Raw genomic sequence first — 11,919 nt, 5'->3', positions numbered from 1 at the left:
CCATCTTGGCGTTAAAACCACACTACTTGCCATCGTAGTTTCGTGACATCTACGCAATAATTCCGCCCGTGACGCTTGTCTTTTTTCGAATTTTGTACTATGATTTAGTTAGAATTGAATATAATCATTCGTAAATACTTTCTAGGGTTCCGCCTTATTGGGTCTGGTCCGAGAGAAAGTGCAAAGAATTTTTTCTTTGTCCACGGAGGGATAAAAGCCCGGGAGATATCACTAAGTATAGTGGTATGTCCCGGGTTTTTTGGTTTTTTATAAAGAAGGGTTGTTGTTTACAATATTGGTGATAATAATCCTAAATCATTAAAAGGAGAGATTTAATCATGTGGTGGTTTCTTGTTGTAATTGCTGCGATTTTTGAAGTGGGTTGGGCATCTGGATTGAAGTATGCCAACGATGGTTTAACTTGGACACTCACTATTATAGCAATCATAGTAAGCTTTGGAACATTGATTGTTTCATCTACTCGACTGCCAACTGCTACCGTTTATGCTGTGTTTGTAGGGTTGGGTACTTTAGGGACAGTTACTGTTGATATTATCTTTTTCGGTGCTGCAGTTAACGTAGGTGTTATTTTATTTGTTGTATTACTATTAGTCGGAGTATTAGGATTAAAATCCGTTACAGGTTAAAAAAAGCAACAGAAAGAGGTTGGTAAAGCATGAATTGGATCATCCTAATTCTTGCAGGTCTATCCGAAGTAGTAGGTGTTAACGGAATTCAGAAAGTATCTGCTGGGAAAAAGAAATCTGGATTTGCTTTTTTGATTATTGGATTTGCTGTTAGCTTAACCTTATTATCCATTGCAATGTCTACTATTCCATTAGGTGTTGCTTATGCAGTATGGACGGGTATGGGAACAGTTGGAAGTGTAGTGATTGGTATGATTTTTTATAATGATTCAGCAGATCGCAAACGTATATTCTTCTTAAGTTTAATAGTTGTTGCAGTAATAGGATTACGAATCGTTTCAAATTAACGGTTGCTTAGGAAAGATGCGTTCATACAAGGGATATGTAAGCCCTTTTGGGTTTGTGAATTTTATAGTGAACAGGAAAGAGGCTGAGACAATTGTGCGAATTCTTTTGTCCCAGCCTCTTCTATTATTTACTTCCCGTCACGATTCCAGAATCTCGCTTCGGCAACTGCTTCTACAAATTGACTTGCATTATTGGTAACTACACCTTTTTCATCTGTTAGTCCTAAATCATGAAGCACAGAAGCGCCATCTTGAAGCGCACTAATTGGTTTATAGTGCATGTAAGCTTCTTTCACGAAGTTTGGAGCTTCTTTTGTGAATAATGGTTTAGTCCCCTCTTTACTAGCGATTAGTATGGAATCAAAGAGTACAGAGTCTGCCGTCTTAAAGGTATGGTGTACCGGAATTTTATTTCCTTCTTTACTTGAAATGGATCCTTGGTGATCACTAATGATTTCCGGATTAATGTTTGCTTCATTTAATGCTTTTATATGAGAGAATAATTCTTCATCGAATCCATCAGCGACAATAATGCCAACTTTACGCGTGTCCGCTTTTTTCTTTGTGTTGGCTTGGCTTAAGGCTGGTGACGATTTCGTATAGTCGATTTCTTTTTTCTTTGGTATCGCTAAGCCTAAGTTCTCCGCAATTCCTGTGACAAGGTCATGGCTGACATTGGAGAACATATCGAGAACTTGTTCGCGAATCGCTACTTCCTTACACTTTCCAAGTTCAAAGCTAAACGCATCAATGATGTGGTTTTTCTCGACATCGCTCATACTATTCCAGAATAATGCAGCTTGTGTGAAGTGATCCTCAAAACTAATACTGCGAGCTCGTACTTTCTTGCCTTCAACCTTCTCTTGATAGTGTTTATAGCCACCATTTTCCTCACTTACAGGTGTTGGTGTATTATCTGCCAAGGAGTTTTTATGGTAGCTTACTTGTCCAGAATTAATCGTTTGTCTTCCATAGCCATCACGTTGATTATTATGGAATGGGCAGACAGGTCGGTTAATTGGGATTTCATGAAAGTTAGGTCCACCTAAACGAATGAGCTGCGTGTCTGTATATGAAAAGAGACGTGCTTGTAACAACGGATCATTCGTAAAATCAATCCCTGGTACGACATGACCTGGATGAAAGGCAACTTGTTCGGTTTCTGCAAAATAATTATCTATATTCTGATTCAATGTCATTTTACCAACAATTTTCACAGGTACATCTTCTTCTGGCCATATCTTGGTTGGGTCTAGAACATCAAAATCAAAGTTAAATTCATCTTCTTCTTTTATAATTTGTAATCCTAACTCGTACTCAGGATATTGACCATTTTCAATCGCGTCATACAGGTCACGGCGTTGGAAATCAGGGTCATTACCGTTTAATTTTAATGCTTCATCCCAAATGACCGAATGTACACCTAAGACAGGTTTCCAGTGGAATTTTACAAAGAAAGCTTGTCCTTCCTCATTAACAAAACGGAATGTATGGACACCAAAGCCTTCCATCATTCGAAAGCTTCGCGGAATTGCCCGGTCGGACAGATGCCACATAATCATATGTGCAGTTTCCTGGTTATTGGCAACAAAATCCCAAAATGTATCATGAGCAGATTGTGCTTGTGGTATTTCATTATGTGGTTCGGGTTTAACTGCGTGGATCAAGTCAGGAAATTTAATGCCGTCTTGTATAAAGAAGACGGGAATGTTATTTCCAACTAAGTCATAGTTTCCTTCATCTGTGTAAAATTTTGTTGCAAAACCTCTGACGTCACGTGCCATATCACCTGATCCACGAGAACCTGCTACGGTAGAAAAACGTACAAATACTGGTGTCTTCTTTCCTGCTTCACCTAGGAAATTTGCTTTTGTATATGGGGCAAGTGATTCATAAACTTCAAATTCCCCATGGGCAGCAAAACCTCTTGCATGGACAACACGTTCCGGAATGCGTTCATGGTCAAAGTGGGTGATCTTCTCTCGCAGATGAAAGTCTTCTAATAATGACGGGCCACGTTCACCTGCTTTTAGTGAAAACTCATCTTCATTCATTTTTAATCCTTGATTGGTTGTAAGAGATTTATCTTTATCATTAACTCGGAATTGATCTAGCTGCTGATTCTTTTTGTTTTGTTCTTGATTACTCATCAAAAGCTCCTCCTCAATTAATAAGTGTGTTACTTCGTTAGTTCCCGTTTAGAATTAGAATAAACAAATAATAATTCAAAAATATTAGATTAGTGAATTGTACTTAGTAAAGTTGATCGCTTAATAAGACAAAACTCATATCCGAAAGCGCGTATTAGTGGTACACTACACATAAACTGAACATGCGTTTAAAGGGGAGTGGGATAACGAATGAAGTATAAGAAGGTGCGTTGGGGTATTATTGGTTGCGGTGATGTAACGGAGGTAAAAAGTGGACCGGCATTTCAAAAGGTAGATCATTCTGAGCTAGTGGCAGTCATGCGAAGAACAGGGGAACTTGCTAAGGACTATGCAAAAAGGCATAACGTGCCAACCTGGTATGATGATGCGGATGCTTTAATCAACGATGCGAATGTAGATGCCGTGTATATCGCGACGCCACCAGGTTCCCATAAAGAGTATACTCTGAAGGTAGCTCAGGCAGGGAAACCTGTATATGTCGAAAAACCAATGGCATTGAACGAAGCAGAATGCCAGCAAATGATCCAGGCGTGTAAGGATGCAGGCGTTCCGCTGTATGTCGCATATTATCGCAGAGCACAACCTAGATTTAAAAAAGTGAAGGAATTACTTGATGCCAAGACAATAGGCGACGTGCGTTTTGTCTCAACGACGCAATATCAAAAAGTCTCAGAAGATATAAAGGCATCATCACTACCATGGAGATTACAACCCGAAATATCGGGCGGAGGACTGTTTTTTGACCTTGCCAGCCATACATTAGATATTCTTGATTTCTTACTTGGGCCAATTGAAGAGGTGCATGGAATGAAGTCCAATCAAGCGGAATACTATGAAGCAGAAGATATTGTTACTGGCACTTATCGATTCCAATCTGGCGTGCATGGAGTTGGGAATTGGTGTTTCACTGCTTTTGAGAATATAGATAAAAATGAAATTGTTGGCAGTAAGGGGAAGATAACCTTTTCTACCTTTGGGGATGATCCTATCATTCTGACAACTGCCGATGGACAGGAAGAATGGACATTTGAACGTCCAAAACATGTCCATCAACCGCTAATTGAATCGATCGTGAAGGATCTAACCTCAGATTCTAAACAAGCCCCAAGCACTGGTGAAAGTGGCGCTAGGACAAATTGGGTGATGGATCAGTTAACGGAATGACAGATAGTAAAATAACGTTAATCCGAATGATTAGGTGTTAAAAAATCAAGTCAAAAATTTACTTCGCTTATTCTAAAGCGGCAGGCGAGCCTTCTGATGCTTATGCATCGTGGGCTCGCTTTTTAGTTTGCTGAATAATGTTAAAAATAATTTTCGGATTATTGACAGTTTTTCAGTTAACTGTTAATATCTTTTTTAGATACAACATAGATCTAAGTTAGATATTTTGGTGGTGATAAGGATGAAAAGGCTTTTATTAGGGTTTTATGGTGATGATTTCACCGGATCAACGGATGCAATGGAAGCACTGGATCAATACGGTTTGAAAACAATACTTTTTCTCAAGATTCCAGACCAGGAAATGATCGATCGCTTTCGACACGTAGATTGTATAGGGGTTGCAGGAACTGCTAGAGCAAAAGGTACCAAGGGTATGGAGGAAGAATTGTCTCCAGTCTATGAATTCTTACGTCAACTAAATCCAACCTTTGTCCATTATAAAGTTTGTTCTACATTCGACTCTGCTCCAGAGGTTGGGAGTATCGGTTTTGCTATTGATATAGCAAGAAACTATTTTACAAAAGGAAGTTATCCACTTCTTGTAGCAGCCCCGAATTTGGGAAGGTATACAGTCTTTGGTGAACATTTTGCAAAATTCCAGGAAGAAATATATCGATTGGATAAACATCCAGTGATGTCCAAACATCCAGTTACTCCAATGGATGAGGCAGATTTAGCAAAACATTTGCAAGCGCAGACAAAACAAAAGATCGCAAAAGTAAATGTATTAGATTTAGAGGCTAACACTGCCCAACAAATAATAAATCAAGAAAATAATGAAGCTGATATTATACTCTATGATGCATTGAATGCTTCTCACATGAAAAAAGTTTCAGAAGTATTGTGGGAAAAGCGAAGCGATGAGCCTCAGTTTATAGTCGGATCATCCGGTGTAGAATATGCAATTGGCGATGCAGTAAGACGGGAAGGCGTAATAGCAAAAGAAAATAAAGCCACCAGTCCAAGCAATGTTCATCAACTATTCGCTGTTTCTGGAAGTGTCTCTGATGTAACAAAGCAACAATTAGAGAATGCAGAAGAAGCTGGGTTTGAATTAATTCAAATACCATTTGAAATGTATACAGATCCTTCTCTCGTTGAAGCATTCTTAGATAACATCATTCAGCAAATAGAAGAAAAGAAAAAAGTAATAATGTATACAGCAAAAGGTAACGAGGATCCAATTATTGCTCGTACAAAAGAGCATCTACTAAATAACGGCATCAATAAACAAGATATAGGCATATACATTGGCGAAAAATTAGGCGAGTGGACAAAGTCAGTTATTGATCGAGCTGATTTGCGAAGAGTAATCATATCTGGTGGTGACACATCGGGCTTTGTTACTTCAAATCTTGATATTTATGGACTAGAAGTGCTCGATTCTATTGCGCCCGGGGCACCTTTATGTATAGCATATTCAGAGAGAGCAAAATATGATGGACTAGAAATTGCATTAAAGAGTGGTCAACTTGGAGGACCAGCGTTTTTCGAGAAAGTCTATCAGTCAGGCTCTAAATAATTTTGTTAAAGGATGTATTTGAATATGTTATTAAAAGACGTTGCCTATCAGGAAATAAAATCCAAAATTTTAGAAGAGCATTATGAAGCGGGACAATTTTTATCAGAGCGTACATTAATAGATGAGTTAGGTATGAGTAAAACACCAATAAAAAATGCGCTCGTAAGATTAGAGTCTGAAGGATTTGTTACTGTTTCGTCAAAGCAAGGAATCATTGTCAATGATATTTCTATTGAACGAATCAACGATATATATAATTTGCGAATAGCATTAGAAACGTTTAATTGCCAAGAACTGTATCACCGTATTACAGATGAACAATTAAAAGAATTGGAACAAAACGTACAAGCAACTAAAGAGGCTGCTAAAACGAAAGATGTTACATTATTTGCTACATTAGACCATGAGTTTCACTTAGCGATAAGTCAATTTGTAGCAAATAAGGAGATCACGAGAGTTTTATTAAACTACCAAGATCACTTAAGAAGAATTACACTTCGCCATCTCAAGAAAGATCCTGGTAGGGTAGAGAAGTTTTACTCCGAACATGTAGAAGTTTTAGATGCTTTAAAAACAGGAGATATAAAGTGCGTAGAGTTAATGAAAAAGCATCTATTGGACTCCAAGATGATGTACTTTCAATAACTCCTGCTGATATAAGAGGGAGAGATAGTTTATGAAAGCGGTATTTGTAGAAGATGCTGAGAAAATTATTGTGAAAGATATAGAGGTCCCCGAGTTAAAACCGAATGAGGTGCAAATCAAAGTAAATGTCGCTGGGATTTGCGGTTCCGATATTCATACGTATAAAGGCTTACATCCATTTCGTAAACCCCCGGTCGTTATTGGACATGAAGTAGCTGGAGAAGTTGTAGAAGTTGGATCATCCGTTACTAAATTCAAGGTTGGTGATCGAGTAACGGTGGAGCCGCAAATCGGTACAGGTGAGAGTGAAGGAGTAATGACGGGAAATGTAAATTACTCTGATACAAGACTAGCTCCAGGAATGGGAGACTGGTTAGGGACAATGGCTGAATATTTCGCATCGCCTGAAGAACAAGTAATTAAATTACCAGATTCCGTTAGTTATGATCAAGGTGTATTAGTCGAACCTCTTGCTGTAGGTGTACATGCAGCGTTTAAAGGCGATGTTCAACCAACCGATCGAGTAGCAATTTTGGGAGCCGGACCAATTGGCCTTCTTACACTTATCGCTGTGAAAGCTAAAGGCGTAAAAGATATTGTTGTTACGGATGTGCTCGACTATTCACTACAAGTGGCAAAAGAAATGGGTGCTTCAGAAGTTATTAATATTAAGGATAATTCAAACTGGATTCATGATGCGAAGCAGAGCTTAGATAAAGGATCTTTTGATAAAGTATTTATCACTGCGGGTGTTCCTGGTATTGTAAATGACTCTCTTAATCTACTAAGAAAAGGTGGACGAGTGGTTACCGTAGCCATGTTCCATGGACAACAGTCTGTTGATATCGAACAGTTACAGCAAAATGAAAAAGAAATTATTGGGTGCATGACATATAACCGTCCGGATACAGAAGAAGCCCTAGAAATAATCGCAAGCGGGAAACTTGATGTAGAGAAGGTTATTTCCCATAAATTGCATTATGAAGAAGCAGCAAAGGGTTTTACAATTGTAGATAAAAAGAAAGATAAATCCGTTAAAGTACTTGTTTCATTTGAATAGGGGGATAAAAATGAAATCAAAAATAATCGTATTACTTTTATCGGCTGTAGCTTTACTATTAGCTGCGTGTAGTCAAGGAACATCGAGTGCTGAGGAACCAAAAGTGTTAAGGCTAGGACATATACAAAGTGAGTCCAATGCTTGGCATAAGGGATCAGTCAGATTTGCAGAACTAGTGTCTGAAAAAACAAATGGTACCGTCAAAGTAGAGGTTTATCCAAGCTCTACTTTGGGGTCAGACCGTGATTTAGTAGAGGGCATGCAAATAGGATCAGTAGATTTTGCATTAGTTGCCGGTGTAATGTCTAACTTTTATGAGCCTTATTCCATCTTAGAACTACCTTATTTATTTGAAGATTTGGAACACTTGGAGGAGTTTGTTTACGGCGAAAATGGAAAGCGATTGCAGGAGGAAATGCTGGAAGAAACAGGTGTGCGAGGGTTAGAGTTCTGGCTTAGAGGACCGCGGGAACTAACAACAAATAAATTGGTTGAATCACCTTCTGATTTAAGAGGTGTGAAAATCAGAGTACCAAACATCGAGGCATCCGTCGAAGGGTGGACGGCGATGGGAGCTAGTCCAACTCCAATGAACTTTGGAGAAGTATATTCCTCATTACAAACAGGTGTTATCGATGCGCAAGAAAATCCAATTGCTTTTACAGCAAGTGCTCGAATTCATGAAGTGCAAGATTACCTTGTAAAAACGGACCATGTATTTGGATATGTTCAATTACTAATGAGTGAAAAAGCTTTTGAAGACTTAACAGAAGAAGAAAGAGAAGCTGTTTTAGAAGCCGCAGAAGAAGCTCGTAATTTCCAAAATGAAATCGTTTTCCAAGAAGAGGAAGAGGCACTTCAAGACATGCTTGACCAAGGTGTGGAAGTAATAGAAGTAGATCAAGAACCATTTAGAGAAGCTGTACAAGAAGTGAATGAAGCATTAGCTGATAAATATGGCAGAGAACTATACGATACCATACAGGAAATGAGGGAGTAGAGCCAATGAAAACATATATTAATATCATGGATAGCATTAATAATTGGGTGAAATACTTGGTATCTTTCTTCCTTGTTGGACTTGCTGTTTTGGTTGTATTGCAAGTAACAACACGATTTGTCATTAACGTGCCATTAAGCTGGACAGAAGAATTAGCAAAATACTTGATGATTTACATTGTGTTTTTAGGTTCGGGGTTAGCGATGAGACATAATCAGCACATCGCGATTGATTTTCTATTAGAAATTATAAAAACAGAAAACAAAGCACGCTTGCAAAAAATTGTATTATACATTTGTGGAATTTTTAGTTTGATGTTAGTTATTTATGGTGCACAGTTGACCTATATCGTAATTGGTCAATCGACGCCAACTTTACAGTATTCGATGGCGTGGGCATATGCGGCAATACCACTTGGTTCGCTTCTTATGTTGTGTAATATTATTGCATTGTTAATAAGTCCACCTGAAGATGATGATTCGAAGGAAACGGTAGGTGACTTACTATGATACTTGTATTAGTTCTATCGTTAATTGTTCTATTTATTATCGGTGTACCTGTGGCAATTTCATTAGGGTTATCTTCTAGTCTGGCGATATTAGTAGCTGGAGACATACCGTTGTTAACATTGGCACAACGTGCTTTTGTCTCACTTGATTCTTTCCCTTTACTAGCGATTCCGTTGTTTATACTTGCGGGTGCTTTAATGGAATATGGGGGGATATCACAACGATTAATAAACTTGGCTAATGCAATTACTGGTCATGTACCAGGAGGCTTAGCGATTGTAACTGTAGTAACCACGATGTTCTTTGCTGCTATATCAGGATCAAGTGTAGCCGCAACTGCGGCGCTTGGCGCAATCTTGATTCCAGCGATGATTAATCGAGGTTATGATAAAGAATTTGCAGGTGGAGTACAGGCTGTTTCTGGAACGTTAGGAATTATAATACCACCGAGTATACCTTTAATATTGTATGGGACAGCTGTCGGGGCATCTATTGGAGATTTATTTATCGCCGGAATGGTACCAGGAATCATCATTGGTATTGGACTCGTTGTAACGGTGTATATATTGGCTAAAAAGCGTAATTATTTAAAAGAACCAAAGAAATCAAGCAAAGATATTGGCAAAGCATTCTTAGAAGCAATTCCAGCATTAATCATGCCAATTATCATTCTAGGCGGAATATATAGTGGAATATTTACTGCCACTGAAGCTGCTGGTGTTGCGGTTGCTTATGCATTTATCGTTAGTGTTTTCGTTTACAAAGCAATTAATAAAGTAAACATAAAAGAAATATTAACCCAAGCATCTGTAACAACTTCTACCATTATGTTTATTCTTGCTACGGCTGGATTATTTAGCTGGATACTAACAATTGAAAATATACCGCAACAGGTTGCTAGTCTAATAACATCTATTTCAGATAGTCCGATGGTATTCTTAACTATAGTTATTCTAGTACTTTTACTTGTGGGTATGTTTATGGAGACAAACGCTTCTATTATCATTTTAGCTCCTATTCTTGTGCCGGTTGCTGTAGAACTCGGATTAGACCCAGTTCATTTTGGTATTGTTATGATCGTTACATTAGCGATTGGTATGGTAACACCACCATTAGGGTTGAATCTATTTGTAGTATCAAAAATAGGAAAAGTACGTATTGATCATTTAACAAAAGGGTTAATTCCTTTCTATATTGCTATTTTAATTAGCTTAATCGTTATAACATATATCCCTTCCATAACAATGAGCCTAGTGGAATGGATGAAATAAATAAAGGAAGTGAATAAATGGATAATCAGCTATTAAGTCAATTAAGCTCAACTGGAAAATTTATGATGGATAAAGACCTTGCCTGGGGTACTGCGGGCAATATTAGTGCTAGATCTGGCGACGGGTATATCATTTCTGCTACCGGTACTTATTTAGGAGAATTAGAGGTGGAAGACTTCTCTTTCTGTAAAGAAGGAGAGCATGTAGTAGGTAAAAAACCCTCGAAAGAATTTTTGATGCATGAGTGGATTTATGAAGAAAGGCCGGAAATTAATGCTGTGTTACATGCATCTCCTTTCTACAGTACATTAATTGCTAATTCTGATATTGAACTTCCGTCAAATTATTTTGTAGAATCTATGTATTATTTGGAGCGAATTACGAGAGTTCCATTTTATCATCCAGGGAGTAAGGAATTGGCACAAGCTGTAAAAGAAAGAGCGAAAGATGCGAATGTCTTTTTATTAGAGAATCATGGGATCATTGTCTGTGATGTCAATTTAAAAGAGGCCCGTACAGCTTTACAAACATTAGAGTATACAGCACGTATGCATATTACTGCTTTGGAAAAGAATATTAATATAAATAGTTTAAGTGATGAAACAGTATATGATTTTCTTCATCATTCTGGATATAAACCTCTTCGCGATTGGAATAAATAAAAATAGTAGAGTCATACTTTTATAGTGTGGCTCTATTTATTTTCGGGTATGTTACAACTAGAGGTGATAAGGTGAGACATATAAAAGTAAATGTAAAAGGACAAGTGCAGGGCGTCGGATTTCGTTATTTTACACAGCAAGCAGCGACAGAAAATGCTATTGTCGGATGGGTGAGAAATGAAGATGACGGCAGTGTGCTTATCGAGGCCCAAGGCGAAGATAAAAACGTAGATGCTTTCTTAAACGAAGTAGAAAAAGGCCCCACTAAGTTTGCTAGAGTTCAAGATATGGAAGTAAAGGAGCTAGCAGAAGACACTGAGCTTACCAAGTTTGAAGTAAAATATTAAAATAAAAGATAGAGAGATTAACAAGCTAATTTAGTGTATGCTAGGTTAGCTTTTTTCTTAAAAATAAGAGGTCCATATTGGAGGGAGGTAGGATAAATGGTAATTGCATCGAGAAAAGATATATTGATGGGCATTGTGGTTTGGGCTTTTATATTGTTATTTACATGGAATATATTTCAATCCATCTATGTTGAGGTCGATATAGTAGCTATTTTCGTTATGGCTGCCTTGATTTTATTGCTAGGGTCAATCTGGTTCAACACACGATACAGAATTGATAATAATACACTTCGAATATCCTACGGTCCGATGAAGTGGTCCATTAATATCAATGAGATTAAATCGATTCGGAAAACGACGAATTTGTTTGTAGGACCTTGTCTCTCTGTTCACCGTCTGGAGATTCATTACGGTAACTATAAAGTAATTCAAATTTCCCCAAAACGGATGCAATTGTTTATCAAAGAAATTCAAAAGATCAACCCCGGAATAGAGATGAATACATAAAAAGGGA

Annotated in this window: 13 protein-coding genes and 1 riboswitch; of the genes, 12 read left to right on the top strand and 1 reads right to left on the bottom strand. The window is 37.9% G+C overall.

The features are described 5' to 3' along the window. Positions 1–130: 130 nt before the first annotated feature. Positions 131–227: riboswitch (guanidine-I (ykkC/yxkD leader) on the top strand. Between the two features lie 111 nt (positions 228–338). Together OB_RS16630 and OB_RS16625 are read left to right on the top strand one after the other, a co-directional pair. Continuing rightward, on the top strand, positions 339–647 hold the full coding sequence (locus tag OB_RS16630) for a DMT family transporter (protein ID WP_011067660.1): 309 nt from the start codon (positions 339–341) through the stop codon (positions 645–647). A gap of 29 nt (positions 648–676) precedes the next feature. Next, positions 677–994 carry a DMT family transporter gene (locus OB_RS16625; protein WP_011067659.1) on the top strand — a complete coding sequence of 106 codons (318 nt, stop codon included), beginning with the start codon at positions 677–679 and terminating at the stop codon, positions 992–994. A 128-nt stretch (positions 995–1,122) separates the two neighbouring features. On the opposite strand, the gene OB_RS16620 is transcribed toward OB_RS16625, so the two are convergent. Further along, positions 1,123–3,144: a catalase gene (locus tag OB_RS16620; RefSeq protein ID WP_011067658.1), complete on the bottom strand. Its 2,022-nt coding sequence runs from the start codon at positions 3,142–3,144 to the stop codon at positions 1,123–1,125. A gap of 210 nt (positions 3,145–3,354) precedes the next feature. Here OB_RS16620 and OB_RS16615 point away from each other — a divergent pair, with 210 nt between their 5' ends. The 10 genes from OB_RS16615 to OB_RS16570 all read left to right on the top strand — a co-directional run bounded on the left by OB_RS16615 (position 3,355) and on the right by OB_RS16570 (position 11,912). Continuing rightward, positions 3,355–4,329 (top strand): Gfo/Idh/MocA family protein, encoded by a 975-nt coding sequence (locus OB_RS16615; protein ID WP_011067657.1) that lies wholly within the window; start codon positions 3,355–3,357, stop codon positions 4,327–4,329. 241 nt (positions 4,330–4,570) lie between these two features. Continuing rightward, entirely contained in the window at positions 4,571–5,911 is a 1,341-nt protein-coding gene (locus OB_RS16610) for a four-carbon acid sugar kinase family protein (RefSeq protein WP_011067656.1), read from the top strand. A 24-nt stretch (positions 5,912–5,935) separates the two neighbouring features. Continuing rightward, positions 5,936–6,556: a GntR family transcriptional regulator gene (locus OB_RS16605; RefSeq protein WP_011067655.1), complete on the top strand. Its 621-nt coding sequence runs from the start codon at positions 5,936–5,938 to the stop codon at positions 6,554–6,556. Between the two features lie 31 nt (positions 6,557–6,587). Then, positions 6,588–7,616 (top strand): zinc-dependent alcohol dehydrogenase, encoded by a 1,029-nt coding sequence (locus OB_RS16600; RefSeq protein ID WP_011067654.1) that lies wholly within the window; start codon positions 6,588–6,590, stop codon positions 7,614–7,616. 10 nt (positions 7,617–7,626) lie between these two features. Further along, positions 7,627–8,616, top strand: a complete 990-nt coding sequence (locus tag OB_RS16595) for a TRAP transporter substrate-binding protein (protein WP_011067653.1) — start codon at positions 7,627–7,629, stop codon at positions 8,614–8,616. 5 nt (positions 8,617–8,621) lie between these two features. Next, the gene (locus OB_RS16590) at positions 8,622–9,125 is read left to right on the top strand and encodes a TRAP transporter small permease (RefSeq protein WP_011067652.1); all 504 of its coding nucleotides are present in this window, start codon (positions 8,622–8,624) and stop codon (positions 9,123–9,125) included. Then, positions 9,122–10,396 (top strand): TRAP transporter large permease, encoded by a 1,275-nt coding sequence (locus OB_RS16585; protein WP_011067651.1) that lies wholly within the window; start codon positions 9,122–9,124, stop codon positions 10,394–10,396. The genes OB_RS16590 and OB_RS16585 overlap by 4 nt, the downstream gene beginning before the upstream one ends. Positions 10,397–10,413: 17 nt before the next feature. Further along, positions 10,414–11,058 carry a class II aldolase/adducin family protein gene (locus OB_RS16580; protein WP_011067650.1) on the top strand — a complete coding sequence of 215 codons (645 nt, stop codon included), beginning with the start codon at positions 10,414–10,416 and terminating at the stop codon, positions 11,056–11,058. 71 nt (positions 11,059–11,129) lie between these two features. Next, positions 11,130–11,405, top strand: a complete 276-nt coding sequence (locus OB_RS16575) for an acylphosphatase (protein WP_041544360.1) — start codon at positions 11,130–11,132, stop codon at positions 11,403–11,405. A gap of 96 nt (positions 11,406–11,501) precedes the next feature. Beyond that, complete coding sequence (locus tag OB_RS16570; RefSeq protein WP_011067648.1) at positions 11,502–11,912, top strand: PH domain-containing protein; 411 nt, start codon at positions 11,502–11,504, stop codon at positions 11,910–11,912. The last annotated feature ends 7 nt before the right edge of the window (positions 11,913–11,919 follow it).

The organism is Oceanobacillus iheyensis HTE831, assembly GCF_000011245.1.
In the GTDB taxonomy this organism is placed as follows: domain Bacteria; phylum Bacillota; class Bacilli; order Bacillales; family Amphibacillaceae; genus Oceanobacillus; species Oceanobacillus iheyensis.
The sequence above is the reverse complement of the archived record's forward strand: the minus strand, read 5'-3'. Positions and strand labels throughout refer to the sequence as shown.